A 25,009-nucleotide genomic window follows, 5' to 3' on the forward strand; every position below is an offset into this window, starting at 1 on the left:
GCCGCGTCCGCGCGGACGCGGCAGGCGCACACCGAAGCCCACTGGAAACCATCAGAAGGGAAACACATGCTTGGAGCAACCACTCCGGCACACAAGCGCCGCGAAGAGTTCCGTCGGCTGCTGGCCGGAGACAAAATCGTTCAGTTCCCCGGAGCCATCAACCCGATCAACGCTCAGATCATCGAGCAGGAGGGCTTCGAAGGCGTATACATCTCCGGCGGTGCTTTCTCCGCTGATCAGGGCCTGCCCGACATCGGTCTGACCACGCTGACGGAAGTCGCCGAGCACGGTCGCGCCATTTCCCGCGTGACCAACCTGCCCACCTTCATCGACGCCGACACCGGTTGGGGCGAAGCGATGAACGTCGCCCGCACGGTGCAGGAAATGGAAGACGCCGGAATCGCCGGTATGCACCTGGAAGACCAGGTCAACCCCAAGCGCTGCGGCCACCTGGACGGCAAAGAGATCGTCAGCACCGAGGAAATGGTCAAGCGCATTTCCGCTGCAGTGCGCGGCCGCCGCGATGAAAACTTCGTCCTGTGCGCCCGCACCGACGCTCGCGCGGGTGAAGGCCTCGATGCTGCAATCGACCGCGCCAAGGCCTACATCGATGCCGGTGCGGACCTCATCTTCCCCGAAGCTATGCGCGACCTCGGCGAATTCGAAAAGTTCGCCAAGGCCGTCGACGCCCCGATCCTTGCCAACATGACCGAGTTCGGCAAGAGCGAACTGTTCACCACGCAGCAGCTCGAATCGGCCGGCGTCAAGCTCGTCATCTACCCCGTCACCACGCTGCGCCTGGCAATGGGCGCCATCAAGCGCGGTCTGCAGGTCATCCGCAAGGAGGGCACGCAGGAAAGCCTCGTCAGCACCATGCAGACCCGTGCTGACCTCTACGAAACGATTGACTACTCGGCGTACAACGAGTTCGACGCCCACGTCTTCAACTTCTCACAGGAGGGTCACCAGTGACCGAACAGGAAATCAAGAAGGGCCTGGCCGGTGTTGTCGTCGACACCACCGAAATCTCGAAGGTCGTTCAGGAAACCAACTCGCTGACCTACCGCGGCTACCCCGTGCAGGAACTCGCCGCCAACTGCAGCTTTGAGGAAGTTGCCTACCTCATCTGGAACGGCGAACTGCCCAACGCTGAACAGCTCGCTGAGTTCACCAAGCGCGAACGCAGCCAGCGCGACATCGACCCCAAGCTGGTCGACCTGATCCTGGGTCTGCCGAAGGACACCCACCCCATGCACGTCGTGCAGACCGCGGTGGCCTACCTCGGCGCCGTTGACCCGCAGGCTGAAGACAACAGCCCGGAAGCCGACCGTGCAAAGGCCGAGCGCCTCTACGCTCAGCTGCCGACCGTTGTGGCCATCGACCACCGTCGTCGCCACGGGCTCGACCCGATCGCCCCGAAGGAAGACCTGACCTACGCGGAGAACTTCTTCCACATGGTCTTCGGCGAAGTTCCGGCGAAGGAAGTCGTTCGCTGCTTCGACATTTCGCTCATCCTCTACGCCGAGCACTCCTTCAACGCATCGACCTTCACCGCTCGCGTCATCACGTCGACGACCTCTGACATGCACTCCTCGGTCGCCGGCGCAATCGGTGCGCTCAAGGGCGCCCTGCACGGCGGTGCAAACGAAGCCGTCATGGCGACACTGGCCGAAGTCGGCACGGCTGACAAGGCTAAGGAGTACATCGACAACGCGCTTGCCAACAAGCAGAAGATCATGGGCTTCGGCCACCGCGTGTACAAGAACGGCGATTCGCGCGTTCCCACCATGCGCGCAGCGTTTGAAGACATGGTCAAGGTCAAGGGTGCGAACGAACTTCTGGACCTCTACAACACGTTCGAAGAAGAGTTCGTGTCCCGCAAGGGCATCTACCCGAACCTCGACTACCCGTCGGGTCCGGCCTACCACCTGATGGGCTTCGACACTGAACAGTTCACGCCCATCTTCGTCATGGCCCGCATCACCGGCTGGACGGCACACATCATGGAGCAGACCGCGAATAATGCTCTGATCCGCCCGCTGTCGGCCTACTCGGGCTACGACCAGCGCGAGGTTCCCACCGACCGCTGACCCAAGCAGCATACCCGAGGCGGAGTCCGGCTTTCCTGGGCTCCGCCTCGTGTGCATATCGGCACCTTCCGCACACACAGAACTTGCCAAACAGAGGAGAGAAATGACCGGTCAGCAGCCCACCCCCGCAGAAATTCCCCTGGTGGACGGCTTCGAATACGGTGTCGAAGACGGCATTGCCACACTCACGATTTCCCGCCCGGAGAAGCGCAACGCGCTGTCGCGTGAAATGTGGTTGGCGCTGCCGGAGATCCTCCCGGCAATTGATGCAGACCCGAACGTGTCGGTGCTCATCATCACCGGTGCCGGCGGCCACTTTTCGGCAGGTTCGGACATCAACGACCTCAACGTGCCGCTGCACGAATTCTGGAACACGAACGCAAACGCCGAAGCCGCAATTGAAAACGTCGACATTCCGACGATCGCCGCGATTGAGGGCAACTGCGTTGGCGGCGGTACGGAAATCGCTGCCGCGTGCGATGTGCGGATTGCCAAGCCCGGTTCGATCTACGGTGTGACCGCAGGCCGTCTGGGACTCGTCTACCCGCCCGGACCCACGCGCAGACTCGCGGCCGTTCTGGGGGAGTCTTTTGCCCGCTACATTCTGCTCACAGCAGACATCGTCGACTTCGACCGGATGAACAACCTGGGCTTCTTCCACGAAGTGTCCGACGACCCGCTGGCCACGGCAATCGAAAAGGCCAAGACAATTGCGGGGCGGTCTGCTCTGTCGCAGACGGCCGCCAAGCGGATTCTGCGCGGAGAGGACCTCACGGCTGCCGAGGGCAGCTGGCTGGCTGAAAGCTACTCCTCTGAGATCAGCAGGGGGCAGGAGGCGTTCTTCGAGCGTGAGCAGCCCGATTTCACCACCAACCGGGCAGATTGGCCTAAAGACTGAAACCGGGATGCGCCAATTCACTCAAGATTCTATCTTTGCGGCCAAATTCCAGCGTCAAGTTTCAGCAATCCTGGAAACCTGAGTGAATTAGCTTAAGGGGCTAGTCAGAGGTAGCTTCTGAAGCTTTCGGCTGCGTGGCGGGAGAGTTTCGAACCTGGTGCAGCGGCGTTGCGGGCGTCTTTGAGCAGGCCAAGCAAACGAGTCTGCCCCTTAACAATTCGTGCGCAGCAGTTTATTGTGGCAGAAAGTAGCGAAACCAAAGGTGGTCCGCAATGACAAGAAAGAAGGCCCAGACCAGGCGTGTTGCTCATCTGAAATGGATTATTTGTCTTGGGGGTGTGCCTGCCAGCTACTATGCGCTGGGCTTTCTTGGTAAGTCACTAGATGCGTACTTGGCGACCCTGGGCTTTGGCTTTTTAGCTTCGTTACTTTTATTCCTCTCCAATGTTGTTCCAATCGTATTTCTGTTCTTGTTCGTGAAGTACGCCTACCGTGCATGGCGGACCAGCGCGCTGAGTTTGGAAAGGCAGCGAATCGCTGCGGAACGTGCCCATGAAAGACGCGCGGGGCAGATCGTTGTACAGGGCGGACCTGATCTCACTAAAGCCGCGATGCTGCGTGCACGGACAACTGCGCAGCACTTGCGTCAGCAGCTCGTCGATGGGAATTTTCCAGCGCTCCATCCAAGCGCATACCTGGCATTGAAGCCAGGTGAAGGTATCTTGGCCCAGACGAGGATTCAGTACAGCCGGTTTTACGGCATGACCGTTAATTACACCGAGCGCTCAACCTTAATCTTTGGCAACCCGTTGCTAATGCTGGGCGGGGTTGTGGGTAGCAGTATTGGAAATTCCAGAGCGCGCGCTTCAGCGCAAGCCATGGCAGCTACTCAGTGGCGCGAACACCAGTTCACAGATCTTGTTGTCACAGACCGCCGGTTGTTGGCCCACGTCGGTGGCCGGTGGCTGGAGTTTTGGTTCGACTGCATTACAGCTATGTACCCCTATGCCAACGAGGGCGTGCTTGTGCTCGACTTTGGCAACGATTGCGTACCTCTGCGCATTGCGACGCCAGAAGCTGCGGCTTTGAGCATCTGGATTACACATCAATTGAAAGGACCGGAAGCGCTCCAGCTCTGGAACCCCGGCGAAGTGCTGCAACGTTAGTCAGCAATAGCGCCCAGGATGAACAGCGCCTGGCCTAAGTGGATGGTGGCGTCTTCAATGATGCTCACCAGCCTGGTGCCGCGGCTGACCGGTGGGTCCCAGCGGTCATCGACGATGGCATCGAGGTCATCGTCGTGCAGTGTTGCAATGTAGTCGACCAAAACCTGAGCGGCAGCCTGCGCGTACTCGACAAAAGCGCGTGGGTCCTCACCGTGGATGGCCCAGGCATCCTCTGGCGAGTGCCCCAGGCCTAGTTCGGTGCCCTTGGCGCCCAGCCCGGTCTTCTCCGCAAAGCCGACGGACTCCCAGACTTCGGTCCCACCGGTCATTTCGACCACTTGGATGTCGATTTCGCGGCCCGTGTGCCACAGCTGCCACGCAATTGCATTGGGGTGTCCGCCTAGGTGTGCGTTGAGCTGCTGCGGGCTAAGTTTTTCAGCTGCTCCGCCAGTCCGCTGATGCGCCCGGCGGCCTCAGTAAGTACCTGTGTTCCGTTCATACAGTGACCCTACGCCTGTCGTTTACTGCTTCGTGAAAGACTGCTCATGCCAGCGGTGAGGCGCCACAAAGCATCACAGACTTCACCGCACACTGACAAGGAGGTCTCGCTATGGCGGATAAAGAAATCTTCGTAGCCTTCGGCATCGACATTGATGCGGTGTCCGGCTGGTTGGGCTCCTACGGCGGCCAGGATTCGCCCAATGACATTCAACGTGGCATCTATGCAGGTGAAATCGGTGTTCCCCGCCTGTTGAAGATGCTCACGAAACGGGAACTTCCCGCAACCTGGTTCGTGCCGGGACACTCGGCCGAAACCTTCCCCGAACAGGTCAAAATGATCGTCGATGCCGGACACGAAATCGGCGCGCACGGCTACAGCCACGAAAACCCCGTCGACATGACAGCCCAGCAGGAACGCGATGTCATGGAGCGCTCCCTGGAGGTTCTGACTAAGCTCTCCGGCTCACAGCCGAAGGGCTATGTTGCCCCGTGGTGGGAAATGTCAGCCCGCACGGCAGACCTTCTGCTGGAGTTCGGTTTCGACTACGACCACTCGCAGAGTCACGGCGACTTCGTTCCCTACTATGCGCGGACCGGCGAAAAGTGGACGAAGATCGACTACTCCAAGCAGGCCTCCGAATGGATGGTGCCGATGGAATACGGCAACACCGTCAACCTGGTGGAGATCCCTGCCAACTGGTACGTCGACGACCTCCCGCCGATGATGTTCATCAAGGGCAGCCCGAACTCGCACGGCTTCGTCAACCCCCGGTCGATCGAAGAACTGTGGAAAGACCAGTTCGACTGGGTGTATAGGGAACTCGACTACGCGATCTTCCCGATCACCATCCACCCGGACGTCGCGGGCCGCCCACAGGTGCTGCTCATGCTGGAGCGTCTGATTGACTACATCGGCGGTCACGACGGCGTGCGCTTTGTCGACATGCAGACCATGGCGACGGACTTCCGTGAACGCTACCCGTACGACAGCGACGAGCGCCCGCCCATGTGGTGATCTGAGGCTTACGTCAGCGCCGCCGCTCGCTGCGCTTACGGGCCCACGCCTCGCGCAGCGAGCGGCCGGCCATGACGACGCCGGCCAAGAAGAACGCCAGCGCGGCAAGCAGGAGGAACAGCCGCAGATCCCGCAGCTGAGGCAGTCTGGAGAACACAACAGCTGCGACGGTCATGATGAAAGTCGCCACAATCCACGGTGCTCGGGTGTTCTGCATACCTTCGATAATAGGGCCGCGCGGTAATATGCTGACCATGCGCTTAGCCGTCCTCGATATCGGGTCCAACAGCATTCACCTTCTTGTGGTCGACGCTCACGAGGGTGCCCCGCCGCTTCCGGCGTCATCCCACAAGGAAGTTCTGCGGCTGGCCGAACACCTCAAAGACGACGGTTCGCTGTCGAAATACGGAGCCAACAGGCTGCTGCACTTCTGCCGCGAAGCCATCGTCGTAGCCGAAGAACAGGGCGCTGAGCGAATCCTGGCCTTTGCCACCTCGGCACTGCGCGAAGCCCCCAACGGGCAGAAGCTCATCGACAGAATCCACGAAGAGACCGGCTTGATCCTCAATGTCATGTCCGGTCAGGACGAAGCGCGCATCACGTTCCTTGCGGTCCGCCGCTGGTTTGGCTGGTCGGCCGGCAAGATCCTGCTGATGGACATCGGCGGGGGCTCATTTGAACTGGCTGCAGGAACTGACGAATACCCGGATGCCGCAGTTTCGGTTCCACTGGGCGCCGGCCGCATGCTCAACCACTACCTGAGCCACGAACTTCCCAACCCGGAAGAAATCGCGCAGCTGCGCAGGCACGCCCGCCACACCATCGGCAAAGTGGCCGGTCAGATCAACCGGGTCGGCAAACCTGACCACATCGTCGGTTCGTCCAAGACCTTCCGCTCCCTGGCCCGCATTGCCGGCGCCGCCTCGTCCAGTCACGGCATCTACGTGCCGCGCTACCTGTACAGAAAAGACATGCCCGGCATAATCGATGCTCTGGCCTCCCGCACCCCGGCCGAACGTGCCGAGCTGCCCGGTGTTTCCGAAAACCGCGGGGGACAGGTGCTCGCCGGCGCGATCGTCGCCGACGCGGCGTTCACCATCTTCGGCGTCGAAAAGATGGCGATCTCACCGTGGGCTCTGCGCGAGGGCATCATCATGCGCCAGCTGGACCTGCTGGACACGGCAGAGCACGTTTCGGTCCGCCACACGCTCGACGGCGACGAAACCCCCACCACCACAAACGGCAACCAGGCGGTCAGGTAAAACCACAGCGGCCTGCTCCGGTGAGAAGAGTGTGCCTAGACTGAGAGCGTGACAGACAAGACACCTCGTAAGGCGTTCACGAAGAAGAACCGCGCCCGCGCAGACTCCCTGCGCCACCGCGCCTATTTCGAGAACAACCCCGTCTACGAACGCGGAGCTTCGCACAGCTCCGAAGGGCGGATCCGCGTGGGGCTGTCGTCATCATCGGTGTACCCCATGACGGTGGAGAACACGTTCAACATCGCGGCCGGACTGGGCTATGACGGTGTCGAAATCATGATCACCGACAACCCCGGTACCCAGAGCGCTTCGCACATTCTGGAGCACTCCCAGCGCACCGGCCTGCCGGTGCTTTCGCTGCACGCACCCACACTCCTGCTGCTGCCGCGCGTGATGCACAAAGACAACTGGGAAAAGCTGCGCCTGACCGCAAAGCTGGCAACCGACGTGGGGGCCGAAACCGTTGTCCTGCACCCGCCTTTTCGGTGGCAGGGCGACTACGCGCGCGGCTTCGTCGACGGGGTGCGCCGCTTGACACAGGAAACCGGTGTGCGCCTGGCCGTGGAGAACATGTACCCGTGGCGGGCGGGCGTGCGGGAACTGCAGATCTACTACCCGGACTGGAACCCGCTGGACGAAGACTACGACCACATGACGTTCGACTTTTCACACGCCGCGACAGCCGGAATGAACGCGCTGGAAACCCTGCAGGGCATCCACGACCGCGTGCGGGTGCTGCACGTGACAGACGGCGCGGGTTCCCTCATGGACGAACACCTGGTTCCGGGGCGCGGAAAAATGCCGGTCAAAGAGTGCCTGCAGTACTTGGCGAAGGTCAACTGGTCGGGTGAGGCCGTCATTGAAGTCAACACGCGCTTTGTGGCCAAGAAGTCCACGCGCATGGAAATGCTCGCGGAGTCCTTGGCGTTCACCCGGAAGCATTTGGGCCTGAACGGCTAGGGCGAGGTTGGAACACGAAGGAGCAGACATGGCTGTCACAGTTGCGATCATCGGAGCGGGAAGCATGGGGTCGTCCCTGCTCAAAGGCATGTTGAGCACGGATGCGCTCAGTAATGAGAACGTTCGCGCCACCACGCATTCGCACGCTTCGGCGCAGAAGCTGGCGCAGGAACTCGGCATCCGCGCCATTGCTGCCGAAGACAACGCGAATGCCAACGCTGAGGCCGTGCAAGGTGCGGACTTCGTGTTCCTGGGCGTGAAGCCCTGGTCGATCCGCGAAACAGCTCAGAGCTTTGCAGATGCGGTCAGCGAAGACACCGTCATTGTGTCTATGGCCGCCGGGGTGTCGCTGGAAACGCTCGCCGCCGCCTTCCCGAACAACCCGGTTGTGCGGATCATGCCGAACACGCCTTCTGCAATCGGCAAGGGCGTCATCACGGTGTCTCCTGATGACAAGGCTCCCGAGGTTCAGGTCGAGGAGCTCACGAAGCTCCTGTCGGGTGCCGGGGAGGTCTTCACGGTTCCCGAATCGGCTATCGGCGGCATGATCGGCATTTCAGGTTCGGGTGTCGCCTACTTCTTCCTGCTGGCAGAAAAGCTCATCACCGCCGGTCAGGAACTCGGTTTGGACGAAGACACCGCCCGTCGCATGGCAGTTGCCACCGCTGAAGGCGCGGGTCTGCTGCTGGCCGGCGACCCCGACCCCGCGAAGCTGCGCGCTGCTGTCGCCCACCCCGGCGGCACTACGGCCGCTGCGGTCGACTCCTTTGAAGCCGACAGCTTCGAAGCGAGCGTCGTCCGCGCGGCACGGGCCGCAGCTGAAAAAGCCGCTGACATGGAGCGCGAAAACCGCTGACCGGAGCCCCGCTCAACCGAGCTTGCGAGCACCCGGCGCTGGCGCCTCGGGTGCCCCGTTACGGGCGGCCGGCGAAGCGACCCAGCAGCTCCACGTGCCCGGCGACGATCAGAACATCGTGTTCGCCGATGCGCGAACTCGGCTCCGCATAGGTGAAATCGCGGCCGGGAGACTTGATGCCCACAACCGTGACCCCGTAGTCGTCGCGGATCTTCGATTCGCCCAGCGTAAAGCCCTGCACTTCTTTCGGCGGACGCATTTTCACGACCGCAAAGTGGCCGTCGTCGAACTCGATGTAGTCGAGCATGCGCGATGACACCAGGTGGGCCACACGCGCACCGGCTTCAGATTCCGGGTAGAGCACGTGCTCAGCGCCGATGCGGTGCAGAATCTTGCCGTGCGAATTCGAAATCGCCTTCGCCCACACCTGCTCAACACCGATGTCGACGAGGTTCGCGGTCGTGAGCACAGACGCCTCGATCGAGGTGCCGATGCCGACAACAGCGGTCGAAAAGTCCTCGGCACCCAGCTGGCGCAGCGCTTCGAGATTGGTGGCGTCGGCTTCGACAATGTGGGTGAGCTTGCCCGTGAACTCCGCGACCTTGTTCGGGTCGCGCTCAATGGCCAGCACCTGCCGGCCGAGCTTCATCAGGTTTTCAGCGGTCGAAGCGCCGAAACGGCCCAAGCCGACGACAAGCACAGAGGAGTTGTCGATCTTCTGTTTGCGCTTAGCCAATGATCGGCCTTTCTTCCGGGTGGCGGAAATGGGTCAGCGAGTCGCGCTGGGACAGAGCGGCTGCCAGTGAGATCGTACCCAGTCGGCCCAAGAACATGAGGAGACTCAGAATGTACAGTGCGGGCTCCGGGGCCCTTTCAGTGAACCCGGACGACAGCCCGCACGTGCCGAAAGCGGATATGACGTCCATGAGCGCATCATCGAGATCTTCGTGCGTCATGGCCAGCATCGCCATGGTTCCGCCGATTACGATGATGAACCCGGCAATCGTCACAGAGATCGCCAGGCGAATAGCCGAAGGGTCGATGCGGCGCTTGAAAGCCACAGCATCACGGGCACCGCGCGCTTCCGCCCACGCTGCAAGCACGAGCACAGCCAGGGTGGTGACCTTGATGCCGCCGGCGGTTGACGACGAACCGCCGCCGATGAACATGAGCACATCAAGAGCCAAGTGGCTGGCGTCGGACATTGCCGACACATCGACCGTGTTCATGCCCAAAGACCTGGCGGTCAGCGACATGAAAACAGACTGGAACCCGTAGTTGACGAAGCCGCTTCCGGCCATCGTCTTCTCGTTGCCCCACTCGAAGACCGCAATGAGAACACTTCCCACGGCCAGCAGAATGAGCGAAGTCGTCAGAGTCAGCTTGGTGTGGAGGTCCCACTGGCGGGGGCGATTCCACAGAACTCCCATGATGAGCACCACAGGGAAGCCCAGCGAACCGACAAACGCCGAAAACATCACCACGGAGATGATCCAGTAGTCGTCAGCGAAGGCGATCATGCCCGAATCGTGAATCGAGAAGCCGGCGTTGTTGTAGGTGGAAATGGCGTAGAAGGCCGCGTTGGCCGCAGCGTCGCCTAACTGGGCGCCGCGGCGCAGAAAGCCGATGAGCAGGCCGAAGAACACGACGGTTTCCACAATGAGGACCGTGCTGATGACGGTGCGCAGCAGGGTGCCCATTTGGCCGAGTTTGAAGGTGTTGGTTGCCTGTGCGGCGATGAGCCGCTGCCGTACCCCGAGCTTCTTGGATACGAGCATGCCGAGCATCGACGCAATAGTCAGAATGCCCATACCGCCGATCTGCGCGCCGGCGGCGATGATCGTGAGCCCGAAATCTGAAAAGTACTCGTGCAGGGTCACCGGAGTCAGTCCCGTCACGCACACGGCCGAGGTGGCAACGAACAGGCTGTTGGCGAAGGAGAACTGAGACGGATCCCGGTGGGCTGCCGGCAGACAGAGAAGCGCCGTGAAGAAAGCGATGACGATGATGAACGCGACCATCGCCAGCCGGGCGGGGGACTGTTCGGCGACTCTGTCGACAAAGTCGCGCGCAGCACGGGCCGGCAGCGCTGCCGCAGTGAGCAGACTGCGCTTCTTTTCGCCGTTCTTCTTCACAGTGAGTCAGCATAGTCTCACGCGCACGTACGCGCCCAGAAACACAGGGGACAGTGTGGGTGGGCCGCTGTGCGTGAACCGGATCACGTTTGGCTACAGTACGAGTATGAGCAGAGAAGAAGTTCTGGTGATGTGGGATGAATCCCTCACCGAATACAATTTCGGCCCTCATCACCCCATGCACCCGCTGCGGCTGGACCTGACGGCCAAACTGTCGCAGGACTTCGGACTGTTCGACGCATCCAACATTCACATTGAGTCCGTTCCGCAGGTCGACGAAGAAGCGCTCGCCCGTCTGCACACGCAGGAGTTCATTGACGCCGTCAAAGCGGCGGGAGCCTCCTCCTCGATTTCGGAAGAAGACCAGCAGGTCTACGGGGTGGGAACAGAAGACGTTCCCCGCTTCGATCAGATCCACGAAGCTTCCGGCCGGCTCTTCCAGGCCAGCATCGAAGCGGCCAAGGCGATCACGTCCGGCCGGTATAACCGCGCAGTCAACTTCTGCGGAGGAATGCACCACGCGATGCCCGGCAAAGCCGCCGGCTTCTGCGTCTACAACGACTGCGCGGCGGCAATCCAAGAGTTCTTGGACGCAGGCTACGAACGTGTGGTCTACCTCGACCTTGATGCCCACCACGGCGATGGAACCGAGCACTTCTTCTGGGACGACCCCCGCGTGCTCACCATCAGCCTGCACGAAAACGGACGCTTCCTGTTCCCCGGCACCGGGTACGCGTCTGAAATCGGCGGGATGAAGGCAGCTGCCAGCGCCGTCAACATCGCCCTGCCGCCGCGCACTTCCGACGCCGACTGGCTGCGCGCGCTCGACGGTGTCGTGCCCCAGGTGATCCGCGAATTCAAACCGCAGGCAATCGTCTCCCAGCACGGCTGCGACGGGCACAACCTCGATCCGCTCACGCACCTGCGCCTGTCGGTTGACGCTATGCGCCGGGCAGCAGAGTGGGTGCGCGATCTCGCAGAAGAGCACGCGGACGGCAAGTGGCTGGCCGTTGGCGGCGGCGGATACGCCATCATCGACGTTGTGCCGCGCGCATGGACGAACCTCGTGGCGATCGCCGGCGGCATCGAACTCAAGCCCGCAACAGAAATGCCCGACCGCTGGCGCGACTACGTCTACAGCCTCACCGGCCGCGATGCCCCCAAGCGGATGACCGACGGTTCCGACGCCGCTTTCTCCACGTGGGAGCGCGGCTACGATCCCGAATCCGACCTTGACCGGACCGTCATGAGCACGCGGAAGAACATCTTCCCGTTCTACGGGCTGGACGCCTACTACGACTGATTTCACCGCCCACAGTGTGCCCGCGGTGTGGGCCCTTATACCAGACCGCGAGCCTTGAGTTCATATGACCGGTTGTTTAAGTTTGGGTTTCCACCCGGTTGCCCGTTAGGATTGAGCGGTTAAGTCAGCCCGCTGTAAGCGGGGGAAATCGTCGGAAACGCGAGGGTTAAACGTGGGTTCGGTAGTCAAGAAGCGTCGTAAGCGTATGTCCAAGAAGAAGCACCGCAAGCTGCTTCGCAAGACCCGCCACCAGCGCCGCAACAAGAAGTAATCAACTCCGCACGTCCCCGTCGAAGCGATCCGGCGGGGTTTCGTGCTGAATGAACCGGTGCGGATTTTAGCCGCACCGCGGACGCGCCGCACCCAGGGCAGGTGCCCGGGAGCAGCGCGGGAAGGCTCATATGGGCGTCGTTGTTGAGTTCCTCACCCGTCAGCAATGCGGTCTGTGCGACACAGCCCGCGAAGTCGTCGACGGCGTGCTCGCAGACTTGCCGGAATCCATCGATGTGCGGCTGAGCGTCATCGACATCGATTCCGATGCACAGCTGCAGGCCAAATACGACTGGGACGTTCCGGTTGTTCTCATCAACGGCCGTCAGCACAGCTTCCACCGCGTGGACCCCAAGCGGTTCACGCAGGCTTTGCGCGCAGCGCACGAACGCTGCTGAACGGGAATGAAACAGCGCTCAGGCGCCGTTGTGCTCACGGGAGTCCGGTGAGCGTAAAAACCGCGATCGACGGGAGTCGTTCGCAATGAGGGAGCAAGACCATTGACACTGCTGGTTCTGGGGATATCCCATCACTCAGCACCTCTTGACGTGCTTGACGCGCTCGCCTTGGACGCTGAGCGCGCAGATCTGCTGCGCCGATCGGCGGCAGAGCGCGATTTCGTCAACAGCGCCGTTGTGCTGTCCACCTGCAACAGGCTCGAAATCATCGCCGACGTCACGTCCTTCCACGGCGGACTGGCAGACCTGGGCACGGCCTTGGTCGACGTCAGCGGAATTCCGTGGTCCGAACTCTTCTCCCACACCTACGTCCACTTCGACGACAAGGCCCAGGAGCACCTGTTCCTGCTGGCAGCAGGTCTTGACTCCATGGCCCTGGGGGAGACCCAAATCCTCGGCCAGCTGCGCGCATCCCTGCACGAAGGCGAACGCGGCGGTTCAGTCGGCGGAGGTCTGAGCGAAGCTCTCCAGTCGGCTCTTGAAGTCGGCAAGCGCGTGCACTCAGAAACCAAGCTGTCGTCCGTTTCGCTGTCACTGCTCGACACCGCTCTGGCAGAAGCCGAAGGCCACGTTGGTGACCTCGCCGGTACAAACGCCCTCGTCGTCGGTGCCGGTGCGATGTCCGGGCTGACGGTCAAAACGCTGAAAGATCACGGGCTCAAGCGCATTCGGGTCATCAACCGCACCCTCGACAAGGCTCAGCGTCTGGCTCAGTCCGTTAACGGTGAAGCCGTCGAACTGACACAGGAAAACCTGGTGCGCGAAATCGCCCAGGCTGACGTCATCGTGTCGGTCACCGGAGCCCGGGGCACTGTGCTGGACGAAGACACCGTCATCGCCTCGCTGCAGCAGGACCTCGACCAGAAACTCAACAAGTTCTTCGTCGACCTGGCGCTGCCCTATGACATCGCGGTGGAAGTCGGCGAACTTCCGCACATCCGGGTGCTCAACCTCGACGGCATCAGCCGTCTCATTGCGGCCAATGAACACGCGCAGTCTGAATCTGTGCTCAGCGTGATCGCAGAAGCCCGCGCCCTCATCGAGCAGGCCATGGTCGACGACGCCGCGCGCCGCGCAGCCCGCCGGGTCTCACCGACCGTCACAGCGCTGCGCGAACAGGCCATCATGATCGTCGATGCTGAATTCGAGCGCCTGAAGAACAAACTCGGCGCATCTGTCAGCGACGCGGCAATCGCCGAAATCAGCAAAACCCTGCACCGCACGGCCGACAAGATCATCCACACGCCGACCGTCAAGGTGAAAGAACTCGCTTCTGCGGATTCCGGCGTTGACTACGCGGCCGCGCTCAACATGCTGTTCGACCTGAGTGCCCGCACCCGCGAACCCGAAACGGACCGCCGCGCCAGCAAGGTCGGCTCTGTCGCACAGACAGAAGAGGGCAGCAGCGGCCACATCGAAGCCGACGGCACAACGCCGGTGGCCGACCACACCCTCGACGTGGTCGAACCCGAACACTTCACGGGCCGCACCGTTCGCCTGGGCACCCGCCGCAGTCAGCTGGCGCGCAGCCAGTCGACCGCGATCGCCCAGCAGCTGGCCGCCCGCACCGGCTGGCGCATCGAGATCGTCGAAGTCGTCACAGAAGGCGACGTCAACATGACGCCGCTGGCCCGCCTGGGCGGTTCCGGCGTCTTCGTGTCCTCGGTGCGCACCGCCCTGCTGACCGGCAAGGTCGACATTGCGGTCCACTCGCTGAAAGACCTGCCCACAGCCCCAGCCGCAGGAATCGAGATGGCGGCGGTTCCACCTCGTGTGGATCCCTCCGACGTGCTCATCGCCCGCAACGGTCTCAGCCTGGTCGAACTGCCGCCCGGCTCGGTCGTCGGCACCGGTTCACCCCGCCGTGCCTCCCAGCTGCGGGCCGCCCGCCCCGACATCACCGTCACTGGAGTCCGCGGCAATGTGGGAACCCGCATCAACCACGTGACGGAAGGCCGGCTCGACGGTGTCGTCCTGGCAGCCGCGGGTGTGCGCCGTCTGGGTCGCCTGGGCGAAGTCACCGATTTCCTCGACTCCTCGGTCATGCTTCCGGCCCCAGGCCAGGGAGCCCTCGCCGTGGAATGCCGCGCACCCGATGCTGCGCACGGCGATTTCGACCAGGAGATCCGCGAAGCCCTCGAAGGCCTTCACGACCCGGCTACGAGCCTCGCCGTCTACGCCGAACGCGCCATCCTCGAACGTTCGCAGGCCGGCTGTTCGGCCCCCATCGGCGCTCTGGCCTCGATTGACGGAACCGCGCTGACACTCGCAGCGGTCATGGCCGATGACGAAGGCAAGCTCAGCCGGCTGTCCACAATCGCCACCCTGCCGGACGAAGTCACCGACAACATGGTCGAACTGTCCCGCGGAATCCAGTCGGAATCGCGCCGGATTGCCCGGGAACTCGGCTATCGGACAGCAGACGAACTTCTCAGCACCCTCGGTGCTGTACCCGGCACGGCAAGCGGTGCCAACGCCCCAGAAACGAATCTTGTTATGACTCCCGGAGGTGACCGTGACCAGCGGTGATTCTGTGCAGAACCGCCCGCAGCAGGCCGTGCCCAAGGTGTTCTTCCTGGGTGCTGGCCCCGGCGATCCCTCCCTGCTGACCATCCGCGGTGCCGAGCTCCTGGCATCTGCGGCCGTTGTCGTCCACGAAGACGAACTCCACCGGGACATCATTGAGACCTACGTGCCGGAAGACACACTGCTGCGTCCCGTTTCGGAAATGGGCGTGCAGCCGCACACCCGCGGTCGCCGACTGGGCGAACTCGCCCAGGAGCACGGCATGGTCGTACGACTGGCAGCCGATGACGGGCTGCTGTTCACGTCGACGACCGCCGAGGCGCAGGTGCTGTCGGGCAGTGACGTCGGCTTTGAGATCGTCCCGGGTGTCGGGGCGTCGTCGTCGGCCGCCGCGTTCACGGGAACACCCCTGACGAACGCAAACGTCCGTTCGGTGCGCTACGTGTCTGCAACTGACATGACCCGCAGCGATGTTTCGCGGTTTGCCAACACCGGTCATGTCATCAGCGGCACTGTCACCGACACCATCACGGCTGTTGAGGGCATGCTCGGCGACGAATGGGAGGCCGACACTCCCGCACTGGTCGTCGCCGGTGTGTCGACCGTCCACCAGCACTCAATCGAAACCACGTTGGGTCAGCTGCCGGACCGACTGCGCGAAGAGTTTGACGCCGACACGGTTGTGCAGACGATCTTCGGCGCGGTTGTTGAGCAGCGCCGCGAACTGTCGTGGTTTGAGTCCAAGCCGCTGTTCGGCTGGCAGGTTCTCGTACCCCGCACACGCGAACAGGGAGCCGAAACCGTCGAGGCGCTCGCCGAGTACGGTGCCGAGGGCACGGTGGTGCCGACCATCGCCATCCAGCCTCCCCGTTCACCTCGCCAGATGGAGCGGGCAATTCACGCTCTTGTCGACGGCGACTACCAGTGGCTGGGCCTGACCTCGGTCAATGCGGTCCGCGCGGTCAAAATGTGGCTTGCCGACCTCGGCCTGGACGTGCGCAGCCTCGCGGGCGTGAAGGTTGCCGCTGTCGGCGATAAGACCGCTGAGGCCCTGCGCGAGTGGGGCATCGAACCGGAGCTTCTGCCCAGCGGCGAACAGTCTGCCCGCGGCATGCTTGAAGACTGGCCGGTGTTTGACGACGAAGAGGGCTTCAACAGGGTCCTCCTGCCGCGTGCCGACATCGCCACGGACGTGCTCGTGGAGGGCCTGACGGAACGCGGCTGGAAGGTTGACGACGTCACCGCCTACCGCACCGTGCGCGCCGCCCCGCCGCCGAAGCCCATCCGCGAGTCCATCAAGGGAGGCGACTTCGACGCCGTGCTGTTCACGTCGTCCTCAACGGTCCGCAACCTGGTGGGCATCGCCGGAAAACCCCACCCGTCTACTGTTATCGCAGCCATCGGGCCGGCCACGGCTCAGACGGCACAGGATCACGGCCTGCACGTCGATGTCCTGGCAGACGAAGCCAGCCTCCCGGTGCTCATCGCCGGTCTGTCTGACTTCGCCCGCAAACGCCGCGATGACGCGCTGGCCGAAGGAATTGTTCCGGTCCGCCCCTCGCAGGACCGCAGGAATTCACGAAGGAGCAGAGGCTGATGTCTGACAGGTCCCTCCCAACCGGTGCGGTTCGCCCGCGTCGTCTGCGCCAGTCGGCGGCTATGCGCCGGCTGACATCGGAAACGAAGCTGCAGCCCGAGGACCTCATCGAGGTGCTGTTCGTCAAGGAGGGACTCGAGACTCCCGTTGACCTGACCTCGATGCCGGGCGTGCGCCAACACACTCTTGACTCCCTGGTTGAGGCCGCTGAACGCGCGGTCGAGGCGGGGGTCGGGGGCATCATGCTGTTCGGCATTCCGCTTGAATACGACGAGCGCGGATCTCAGGCTGATGACCCGAACGGCATTCTCAACGTTGCCGTGCGCCGGGTGAAGGACGCCGTCGGTGATCGCACCGTCGTCATGACGGACCTCTGCCTGGATGAATTCACCAGTCACGGCCACTGCGGTGTGCTCGACGAACACGGCGATGTCGACAACGACGCCACGCTGGAGCGCTACGCCTCGATCGCTGTTGCCCAGGCTCGTGCCGGCTCAGATGTTCTGGGGCTGTCGGGCATGATGGACGGCCAAGTCGGCGCTGTGCGCGAAGCTCTTGACGAAGCCGGCTTCACGAACACCGTCATCATGGCCTACACAGCCAAGTACGCCTCGGCGTTCTACGGTCCGTTCCGCGAGGCTGTTGATTCACAGCTCTCCGGTGACCGTCGCACCTACCAGCAGGATCCCGCGAATGCGCGCGAAGCACTGCACGAGCTCCAGCTCGACCTGGCCGAGGGTGCAGACATCGTCATGGTCAAGCCTGGTCTGCCCTATCTGGACATCCTGAAAGATGTCGCAGAAGCCTCGCCGGTGCCGGTGTGGAGCTACCAGATCTCCGGTGAGTACGCCATGCTGGAGTTCGCCTCGGCAGCCGGTGCGATTGACCGCAAACCCGCGGTCTTGGAATCGCTCCTCGCATTCAAACGCGCAGGGGCTGACGCAGTTATGACCTACTACGCGACACAAGCCGCTGAATGGCTTAATGAACAATGACTTCCACACGATGGCTGGATGAAACGCAGCAGCGTTTCTGGAGGGCGATGCTGCAGGGGCAATCGCTTCTGCAGACTGTCCTCGACCGCGAACTGCGCGAACTCGCCGGCATTGCGCTGGCTGATTATGAAGTCCTCGTCATCGTGTCGGAATCACCCGGCCACACCAGACGCATGGCAGAAATCGCCGAAGAAGTCGGCGTTTCCCGGTCCCGCCTGTCGCACACCGTCGCTCGGCTGGAGAAGCGCGGCATCCTCAAGCGCACCTCCACGCGCGGTGACGGCCGCGGTGTCAACTGCAGCATGACCGACGAAGGGTGGGAGCTGATGCAGAAGATCGCCCCCATTCACGTCGAAGGCGTGCGCGAGCACCTCATCGACCTCATGTCTCCCGAAGAGACCCAGGTATTGGCAGACGTCTTCACCCGGGCAGCTGAACATCTGAGAAAGGCAGTGTGATGACCCAGCCCACGCAGAAGTCCCAGGAACTCTTTGAACGCGCCCTGAAAGCCATTCCCGGAGGTGTGAACTCGCCGGTGCGCGCTTTCGGCGCTGTCGGCGGAACCCCGCGGTTCATGCACTCTGCCGACGGTGCGCTGCTGACCGATGTCGACGGCAACGAATACGTTGACCTCATCGGCTCGTGGGGGCCCATGATCGTCGGCCACGCACACCCGGAAGTCCTCAGCACGGTTCAGGAAACCGCTGCGCGCGGCTTTTCGTTCGGCACCCCCTCGGTTCCGGAAGTCGAACTGGCCCAGGAGATCTCAAACAGGGTTGCTCCGGTTGACGAGGTGCGGCTGGTCAACTCCGGTACGGAAGCCACCATGTCGGCTATCCGCCTGGCCCGCGGCTACACCGGCCGCGACAAGATCGTGAAGTTCGCCGGCTGCTACCACGGGCACGTCGATTCGCTGCTCGTCGCTGCCGGTTCCGGCCTTGCCACCTTTGGTCTGCCGGACACCCCCGGTGTTACGAAGGGCACCGCGGAAGACACCATCATCCTCGACTACAACGACCAGGACGGTCTGCGCAGGGCCTTCGAAGAGCACGGCAGCGAAATCGCCGCTGTCATCACGGAAGCCTCCCCGGGCAACATGGGTGTCGTCCCGCCGCGTGATGGCTTCACCAACCTCATCCGTTCGCTCACCAAGGAACACGGCGCACTCATGATCTCGGATGAGGTCATGACCGGCTTCCGCGTTTCCGAAGCCGGCTGGTACGGCTACGAAAGCGAAACCCTGGGCTACCCCGATGGCCCGGCTGACCTGTTCACATTCGGCAAGGTCATGGGCGGCGGCTTCCCGATCGCAGCCTTCGGAGGTCGCCAGGACGTCATGGACGCGTTGGCTCCCAAGGGCGGGGTCTACCAGGCGGGCACGCTCTCCGGCAACCCGGTGGCCTCGGCCGCGGGCCTTCGCACTCTGCAGCTGACCCGCGAACTCGACGTCTACCCGACGATCGAGGCCGCCGCCGATGTTCTGCGTCCGGCCATCACGGAAGCACTGAGCGCAGAGGGCGTTCCCCACACTATCCAGTCGGCGAACTCCATGTTCTCGGTGTTCTTCACCGACCGCGAAGTGCGCACCTTTGCCGATGCTCAGGCACAGAACACCGCTGCCTACTCGGCGTTCTTCACCTCGATGCTCGAACAGGGAGTCCACCTGCCGCCGAGCGCTTTCGAAGTGTGGTTCCTCTCAGCAGCTCACACCCCGCAGATCCTTGACCGCGTGGTCTCCGCGCTGCCTGCCGCAGCCAAGGCAGCAGCCCAGGTGACAGACGGGGAGTCCGCATGACCACCTCGCGCATCCACCTGGTCCGCCACGGCGAAGTCGACAACCCCGACGGCATCCTCTACGGGCGGCTGCCCGGCTTCGGGCTGACAGCCCGCGGACGCCAGATGGGCGAGCGGATCAGCGACTACTTCGCTGACGACCGCTTTAACGTGCGCGGCCTGGTGCGCTCGCCGCTGCTGCGCACAGCCCAGACGATTGCGCCGCTGGCACAGTCCACCGGGCTCGAACCCGTTGTCGATGAGCGCGTGATCGAAGCTGGCAACCGCTTTGAGGGTCAGAAGGTCAACCGTTCCTCGGTTTTCGCACCGGCCAATCTGCCGCTGGTGTGGAACCCGCTGCGCCCGTCGTGGGGAGAACCGTACATCAGCCAGGTGCGCCGCATGCAGGCTGCGGTGTTCACTCTGCGCAACAGGGTTGAGGGGGTGGCAAAGGCGGAGGGTCTCGATGTGGTCGACGGTGTCATCGTCAGCCACCAGCTGCCCATCTGGATGTCGCGCATGGCAGCCGAGGGTAGGCCCTTGGCACACGATCCGCGCAACCGCGAATGCAACCTGGGTTCTGTGACCACTCTGAGCTTTGACGGCGCCAAGCTCGTCGGAGTTGACTACACCGACGTCAACGCCGACCTGCAGCCCAAGAAAGCGGTGGCAGGAGCATGAGGCCCGCATCGTCATCAGCAATGCGCACCGGAATTCGCAAGCACACCCGCCGCGCAGTGGGCGCTGTTTTTGCCTGTGCTCTCGCAGCAGGACTCGCAGCGTGCAGCAACACAGAAACCGGGGGAGTGGCCGAACAGGCAGGATCCCAGCAGGGCTACGTGTCCGGCAGCGGGGTTGTCACACAGATCCCGAAGAGCGAGCGCACAGAGCCGATCGACCTCGAATTCACTCTGCTGGACGGTAAGAAGACCTCGCTTGCGGACATTCGCAAGGACGGCACCATCACGGTGATCAACCTGTGGTATGCCGCATGCCCGCCTTGCCGCAAAGAAGCGCCCGAACTCGAAGAAGTTGCGGAAAAGTACGAGGGCAAAGCCCAGCTGATCGGCGCAAACGTGCGTGACCAGGAAGCTGCCGCGCAGGCTTTTGTCGAAAACTTCAATGTGTCCTATCCCGTCATGCTTGACAGTGACGGCGAAATGGTCGGACTGCTGTCTGATGTTCTGCCGCCTCGAGCAACCCCGTCGACCGTCGTCCTCGATTCTGAGGGCCGGCCGGCTGCGCGCGTCGTCGGCGCCGTTGAGGCATCCACGCTCAGCGGCCTCATTGACGACGCGATGAAAGAAGACTGACGGTGATCCCCGGCGGGACGGTACAGGCGGTCGAGGTGGTGCATGCCTCTGGACTCGTGCAGGCCGCTGATCTTGGTTCGGCTTTCGCACAGACGGTTCTCAACGGACCGCTGCTGCTGGCCATGGCGGTCGCGGCGATTGCCGGCGTTGTGTCATTCCTGTCGCCCTGCGTGCTGCCGCTGGTGCCCGGCTACATCGGCTATGTCACCGGGATGACCGGGACAACGGTCGAACAGAAACGCACCTCGGCAGTACTCGGCGGGGTTGGTCTGTTCGTGCTGGGCTTTGCAACTGTTTACGTTGCCCTGGGCGCAGCTTTTGGGGCGCTCGGCAGTCTGCTCCACGACTGGATCGACATAGTCACCCGCGTTATGGGCGTTGTCGTCATCCTGGCCGGTGTTGTCTTCTTGGGCGGTATTCGCGCTTTTCAGACCAATAAGCCGATTGCCAAAAAACCCAAGGCCGGACTGTGGGGTGCGCCGCTGCTCGGTGCGGCGTTCGCACTCAGCTGGGCGCCCTGCATCGGCCCCACCCTGGCGGCGGTGCTGGCCCTGTCAACGGGCTTCGGTGCTGACGGCGGCACCGGTCGCGGGATGCTTCTGACCTTCACCTACTGTGTGGGGCTTGGCCTGCCCTTCCTGATCGTGGCCTACCTGTTGAACAAGGGCATGGGGCGCCTGGAATTCCTCCGCAGGCACCAGCGGAGCATCGTGATCTTCGGCGGTGTCATGCTCATCCTGCTTGGCCTGCTCATGATCACCGGGGTGTGGACCATCATCATGAACAACATGCAGAACCTCATCGGCGGATTCGAAACGGTGGTGTGATGACTGACAAACCGACGACACAAGACGCGACCGCGACAAGCACTGCGGCGCGAAAGTCGTCCCAGAAAGCGCCGGACATCGGTTTTGTCGGCATGCTCCGGTGGGCGTGGCGCCAGCTGACCACCATGAAGTTCGCACTCATCCTGCTGCTTGTCCTGGCACTGGCGGCGATCCCCGGATCGCTCCTGCCGCAGCGGATCCAGGACCCGGCGAAGGTTCAGAACTTCATCATCGACAACGGCCGGACCGGTGAAATCCTCGACAAGTTCCAGATGTTCGACGTCTATTCGTCGTTCTGGTTTTCCGCCGTCTACATTCTGCTGATGATCTCTCTGGTGGGCTGTGTTCTGCCGCGAACCAAACAGCACTGGAAGGCCATGCGCTCGCAGCCGCCGAAGGCCCCGCGCAGGCTCACCCGGATGCCCGGCTACCAGACCTTTGCCAGCACCGCGCCGGCTGAGGAGATCCTCGACACCGCACAGGAGTACCTGAAGAAGAACGGCTATCGCACAGTCAGCCGCGGCGACCACATCGCCGCCGAACGCGGATACCTGAGAGAAACCGGCAACCTGCTCTTCCACCTCGGCATTCTGGGCGCGACGATCGTCATGGCGATCGGCGCGATCTTCGGCTACGGCGGCCAGCGCGTGCTTGTCGAAGGTGACACGTTCACCAACTCGCTCGTGTCCTACGACTCCTTTGAGCCCGGCCGATACTTCGACGCCGACAACCTGACGAACTTCCGCCTGCGCCTGGACAGCTTCGACTCGAAGTTCGACTCGACCAGCGAAGGCGCCCAGTTCGGTCAGCCGCGCGCATTCGAAGCCGTCATCACGGAAACGAAAGACGGCGTTTCAACCAAGCACAACCTCAAGGTCAACGAGCCCATCCGCGTGGGCGGCGCAGGCGTGTACCTGACCGGCAACGGCTATGCGCCAGTCGTGACAGTGCGCGACGCACAGGGCAAGGTGACCTACTCCGGACCCGTGGTGTTCGTGCCCGAAGACGGCGTCTACACATCCCGCGGTGTCATCAAAGTTCCCGACACAGGGGCCGGCAAAGACCAGCTGGGCTTTTCCGGCATCCTGCTGCCGACAGCCGGCGTCAACGACAAGGGCGAGCTGTACTCGCAGTTCGCAGAGCTGCGCAACCCCGTACTCGTCATGAACCTCTACAAGGGCGACCTCGGCCTGGATACCGGCATTCCGCAGAACGTCTACGAACTCGACACCGCGGGCATGGAAGCCGTCAACGGTCCCGACGGTCAGCAGTGGATCACCCAGATGCAGCCGGGAGACACGGCAGAGCTGCCCGACGGGCTGGGCACAATCGAGTTCGAGCGGATCGCGAAGTTCGTCAGCCTCGATGTGCGCCACGACCCCGTGCAGGGGCTCATGCTTGTGGTGACCACGGTGATGTTCATTGGCCTTGCGCTGGCAATGTTCATTCCGCGCCGCCGCATGTGGGTGCGCGTGCGCGACGGAGAAGTCGAAGTCGGCGCTCTTGCCCGCAGCGAAGACCCACGCGTCAAGCAGGCGGCAGAACGCTGTGGCGTAGAATTGAAAGACAGACTTTCGTCTGCTGATCACCAATCCGCGGAGGGATAAGTGGAAGTCAACGTCACGCTCGCCAGCTGGTCAATGCTTCTGATCTATTCAGCTGGTGCGGTCTATGCGCTCGCCTTCATCGTCTACGCTTTTGACCTTTTCGGAGGCAAGAAGAAGCGCACTGGGAAGGCCGCCGGCTCGGCTGGTTCTTCGGCTGGTGCGGCGAAGGGGTCGGTGAAAGGTGCGAAGCGCACAGCGCGTACGCGCACTTCGGCTGAAGGCGGATCTGCAGACGAGGGCGGTGCTGTCGGCACGCTCGTGCAGGAAAACCTCGACGGACCTGCTGACCGGGTGTACTCCAACCGCGTTGACGATGCGGGTGACGGCAGCGGTCACGGCGATGGTTCCGCCGCCGATGCCAAGCGTCGCGTGTTTGCCAATGTCGGCACGTCTCTGACAGTTCTGGCGCTGCTTCTGCACATCGCTTCGATTGTCACGCGCGGCATTTCGGTCATGCGCGCACCGTGGGGCAACATGATGGAGTACGCGCTGATTGCCAGCGCTGTTGCCGGTGTCGTCTATGTTGTGACGCTGCGCTACAAGGATGTTCGCTACCTGGGCACATTCGTCACCGGGTTCCTGCTGGTGTCAATCGGCCTTGCGACAACGGTCTTCTACACGCCTGCGGCTCCGCTCGTACCGGCACTGCAGTCGTACTGGATTCTCATTCACGTTCCGATCGCCATTCTGTCGACCGGCCTGCTGACTGTTTCGGCGGCGTTGGCCACGGTGCAGCTGCTTCAGGGTGCGCGGGAAAAGCGGGTTGCTGCTGGCCGCGGCGCCGGCTGGCTGTCGTTCCTCGAGCGCATGCCGCGTGCCGCATCGATCGAATCGGTGTCCTACCGCCTGGCCGCGGTCGGCTTCATCACGTGGACCTTCACCCTGATCGCCGGAGCCATCTGGGCTGAAGTCGCCTGGGGCCGCTACTGGGGTTGGGATGCCAAAGAGATCTGGACGTTCGTCATCTGGGTTGTCTACGCTGCGTACCTGCACTCGCGTGCCACCCGTGGTCTGCGTCTGACGACGATCGCCTGGCTCAACCTGATCGGCTTCATCACGATCATCTTCAACTTCACGATCGTCAACGTGTACTTCAACGGCCTGCACTCGTATTCGGGCCTGTGAACCCACGCATGGCTCGCCCCTAAGTGAGGGCTTCGCTGGGCGGTCTCGGCTGTGCAGCACTCGACGGGTGCATCTGCTTTATGCGGATGCACCCGTCGAGTTTTGTGTATGGGTGGGTCGGTCACATCCGTTGGCCAGGACCCGCACTTGGCTCGGTCACACCCGTTAGCAACGAAAACACCCGTTAGCTGGGATCCGCGCTTGGGCCGGTATCCACCGGTTAGCAACGAAAACACCCGTTAGCCGCATGCGCACACCCCTTAGCAACGGATCTGCGCTTTAGCAGTTGTTGCTAAGGCGCAGATTCCGGCTAAGCGGTGTGTGGGTGCTGA

Annotated in this window: 24 protein-coding genes and 1 pseudogene; 21 read left to right on the forward strand and 4 right to left on the reverse strand. The window is 62.5% G+C overall.

Going from position 1 to position 25,009, the window contains the following annotated elements; translation table 11 throughout:
* Positions 1-66: 66 nt before the first annotated feature.
* From prpB to HMPREF3087_RS10315, 4 genes are all read left to right on the forward strand, one after another.
* The gene (gene prpB, locus HMPREF3087_RS00785) at positions 67-972 is read left to right on the forward strand and encodes a methylisocitrate lyase (RefSeq protein WP_061940743.1); all 906 of its coding nucleotides are present in this window, start codon (positions 67-69) and stop codon (positions 970-972) included.
* A complete protein-coding gene (locus tag HMPREF3087_RS00790) occupies positions 969-2,090 on the forward strand; it encodes a bifunctional 2-methylcitrate synthase/citrate synthase (RefSeq protein WP_019174569.1) in 1,122 nt (373 codons plus the stop codon). Before prpB ends, HMPREF3087_RS00790 begins: the two co-directional genes overlap by 4 nt.
* A gap of 103 nt (positions 2,091-2,193) precedes the next feature.
* Positions 2,194-2,988 (forward strand): enoyl-CoA hydratase/isomerase family protein, encoded by a 795-nt coding sequence (locus HMPREF3087_RS00795; RefSeq protein ID WP_070427708.1) that lies wholly within the window; start codon positions 2,194-2,196, stop codon positions 2,986-2,988.
* A gap of 272 nt (positions 2,989-3,260) precedes the next feature.
* The gene (locus HMPREF3087_RS10315; protein ID WP_083271949.1) at positions 3,261-4,154 is read left to right on the forward strand and encodes a hypothetical protein; all 894 of its coding nucleotides are present in this window, start codon (positions 3,261-3,263) and stop codon (positions 4,152-4,154) included.
* Here HMPREF3087_RS10315 and HMPREF3087_RS00805 read toward each other — a convergent pair.
* Positions 4,151-4,609: pseudogene (locus tag HMPREF3087_RS00805) on the reverse strand (DinB family protein); the annotation flags it as partial. The gene HMPREF3087_RS10315 and the pseudogene HMPREF3087_RS00805 overlap by 4 nt on opposite strands.
* 155 nt (positions 4,610-4,764) lie before the next feature.
* Here HMPREF3087_RS00805 and HMPREF3087_RS00810 point away from each other — a divergent pair.
* Complete coding sequence (locus HMPREF3087_RS00810) at positions 4,765-5,670, forward strand: polysaccharide deacetylase family protein (protein WP_070427709.1); 906 nt, start codon at positions 4,765-4,767, stop codon at positions 5,668-5,670.
* 13 nt (positions 5,671-5,683) lie between these two features.
* On the opposite strand, the gene HMPREF3087_RS00815 is transcribed toward HMPREF3087_RS00810, so the two are convergent.
* Positions 5,684-5,887: a hypothetical protein gene (locus HMPREF3087_RS00815; protein ID WP_070427710.1), complete on the reverse strand. Its 204-nt coding sequence runs from the start codon at positions 5,885-5,887 to the stop codon at positions 5,684-5,686.
* A gap of 37 nt (positions 5,888-5,924) precedes the next feature.
* Here HMPREF3087_RS00815 and HMPREF3087_RS00820 point away from each other — a divergent pair, with 37 nt between their 5' ends.
* Genes HMPREF3087_RS00820 through proC form a run of 3 tightly spaced genes read left to right on the forward strand, consistent with a single transcriptional unit; the run spans position 5,925 to position 8,748 of the window.
* A complete protein-coding gene (locus HMPREF3087_RS00820; protein WP_061940999.1) occupies positions 5,925-6,932 on the forward strand; it encodes a Ppx/GppA phosphatase family protein in 1,008 nt (335 codons plus the stop codon).
* A gap of 48 nt (positions 6,933-6,980) precedes the next feature.
* On the forward strand, positions 6,981-7,892 hold the full coding sequence (locus HMPREF3087_RS00825) for a sugar phosphate isomerase/epimerase family protein (RefSeq protein WP_061940726.1): 912 nt from the start codon (positions 6,981-6,983) through the stop codon (positions 7,890-7,892).
* A 28-nt stretch (positions 7,893-7,920) separates the two neighbouring features.
* Positions 7,921-8,748, forward strand: a complete 828-nt coding sequence (gene proC, locus HMPREF3087_RS00830) for a pyrroline-5-carboxylate reductase (protein WP_070427711.1) — start codon at positions 7,921-7,923, stop codon at positions 8,746-8,748.
* Between the two features lie 58 nt (positions 8,749-8,806).
* Here proC and HMPREF3087_RS00835 read toward each other — a convergent pair whose 3' ends face one another.
* Positions 8,807-9,484: a potassium channel family protein gene (locus tag HMPREF3087_RS00835; RefSeq protein WP_070427712.1), complete on the reverse strand. Its 678-nt coding sequence runs from the start codon at positions 9,482-9,484 to the stop codon at positions 8,807-8,809.
* Complete coding sequence (locus tag HMPREF3087_RS00840) at positions 9,477-10,883, reverse strand: TrkH family potassium uptake protein (RefSeq protein ID WP_083271950.1); 1,407 nt, start codon at positions 10,881-10,883, stop codon at positions 9,477-9,479. Before HMPREF3087_RS00840 ends, HMPREF3087_RS00835 begins: the two co-directional genes overlap by 8 nt.
* A gap of 106 nt (positions 10,884-10,989) precedes the next feature.
* On the opposite strand from HMPREF3087_RS00840, the gene HMPREF3087_RS00845 reads away from it, so the two are divergent.
* From HMPREF3087_RS00845 to ccsB, 13 genes are all read left to right on the forward strand, one after another.
* Entirely contained in the window at positions 10,990-12,186 is a 1,197-nt protein-coding gene (locus HMPREF3087_RS00845; protein WP_070427713.1) for an acetoin utilization protein AcuC, read from the forward strand.
* A gap of 172 nt (positions 12,187-12,358) precedes the next feature.
* Positions 12,359-12,457, forward strand: coding sequence for a 30S ribosomal protein bS22 (locus tag HMPREF3087_RS10320; protein WP_019174583.1), 99 nt, complete (start codon positions 12,359-12,361; stop codon positions 12,455-12,457).
* Between the two features lie 130 nt (positions 12,458-12,587).
* The gene (locus tag HMPREF3087_RS00850; RefSeq protein ID WP_061940711.1) at positions 12,588-12,854 is read left to right on the forward strand and encodes a glutaredoxin family protein; all 267 of its coding nucleotides are present in this window, start codon (positions 12,588-12,590) and stop codon (positions 12,852-12,854) included.
* Between the two features lie 102 nt (positions 12,855-12,956).
* Positions 12,957-15,443, forward strand: coding sequence for a glutamyl-tRNA reductase (gene hemA / locus HMPREF3087_RS00855; protein WP_083271952.1), 2,487 nt, complete (start codon positions 12,957-12,959; stop codon positions 15,441-15,443).
* Positions 15,430-17,037, forward strand: a complete 1,608-nt coding sequence (locus tag HMPREF3087_RS00860) for a bifunctional uroporphyrinogen-III C-methyltransferase/uroporphyrinogen-III synthase (protein WP_370919309.1) — start codon at positions 15,430-15,432, stop codon at positions 17,035-17,037. Before hemA ends, HMPREF3087_RS00860 begins: the two co-directional genes overlap by 14 nt.
* Positions 17,037-18,032, forward strand: coding sequence for a porphobilinogen synthase (hemB, locus tag HMPREF3087_RS00865; RefSeq protein WP_070427716.1), 996 nt, complete (start codon positions 17,037-17,039; stop codon positions 18,030-18,032). Before HMPREF3087_RS00860 ends, hemB begins: the two co-directional genes overlap by 1 nt.
* Positions 18,029-18,490: a MarR family winged helix-turn-helix transcriptional regulator gene (locus HMPREF3087_RS00870; RefSeq protein ID WP_019174588.1), complete on the forward strand. Its 462-nt coding sequence runs from the start codon at positions 18,029-18,031 to the stop codon at positions 18,488-18,490. Before hemB ends, HMPREF3087_RS00870 begins: the two co-directional genes overlap by 4 nt.
* Positions 18,490-19,827 carry a glutamate-1-semialdehyde 2,1-aminomutase gene (hemL, locus tag HMPREF3087_RS00875; RefSeq protein ID WP_070427717.1) on the forward strand — a complete coding sequence of 446 codons (1,338 nt, stop codon included), beginning with the start codon at positions 18,490-18,492 and terminating at the stop codon, positions 19,825-19,827. The genes HMPREF3087_RS00870 and hemL overlap by 1 nt, the downstream gene beginning before the upstream one ends.
* Positions 19,824-20,486 (forward strand): histidine phosphatase family protein, encoded by a 663-nt coding sequence (locus HMPREF3087_RS00880; protein ID WP_019174590.1) that lies wholly within the window; start codon positions 19,824-19,826, stop codon positions 20,484-20,486. Before hemL ends, HMPREF3087_RS00880 begins: the two co-directional genes overlap by 4 nt.
* Positions 20,483-21,118, forward strand: coding sequence for a TlpA family protein disulfide reductase (locus tag HMPREF3087_RS00885; RefSeq protein WP_256172998.1), 636 nt, complete (start codon positions 20,483-20,485; stop codon positions 21,116-21,118). The genes HMPREF3087_RS00880 and HMPREF3087_RS00885 overlap by 4 nt, the downstream gene beginning before the upstream one ends.
* A gap of 2 nt (positions 21,119-21,120) precedes the next feature.
* Complete coding sequence (locus HMPREF3087_RS00890) at positions 21,121-21,945, forward strand: cytochrome c biogenesis CcdA family protein (RefSeq protein WP_083271953.1); 825 nt, start codon at positions 21,121-21,123, stop codon at positions 21,943-21,945.
* A complete protein-coding gene (locus HMPREF3087_RS00895) occupies positions 21,945-23,552 on the forward strand; it encodes a cytochrome c biogenesis protein ResB (protein ID WP_070427719.1) in 1,608 nt (535 codons plus the stop codon). The genes HMPREF3087_RS00890 and HMPREF3087_RS00895 overlap by 1 nt, the downstream gene beginning before the upstream one ends.
* Positions 23,553-24,677 (forward strand): c-type cytochrome biogenesis protein CcsB, encoded by a 1,125-nt coding sequence (gene ccsB, locus HMPREF3087_RS00900; RefSeq protein WP_070427720.1) that lies wholly within the window; start codon positions 23,553-23,555, stop codon positions 24,675-24,677.
* The last annotated feature ends 332 nt before the right edge of the window (positions 24,678-25,009 follow it).

It is taken from the genome of Brevibacterium sp. HMSC22B09, assembly GCF_001806795.1.
Lineage (GTDB): Bacteria > Actinomycetota > Actinomycetes > Actinomycetales > Brevibacteriaceae > Brevibacterium > Brevibacterium ravenspurgense.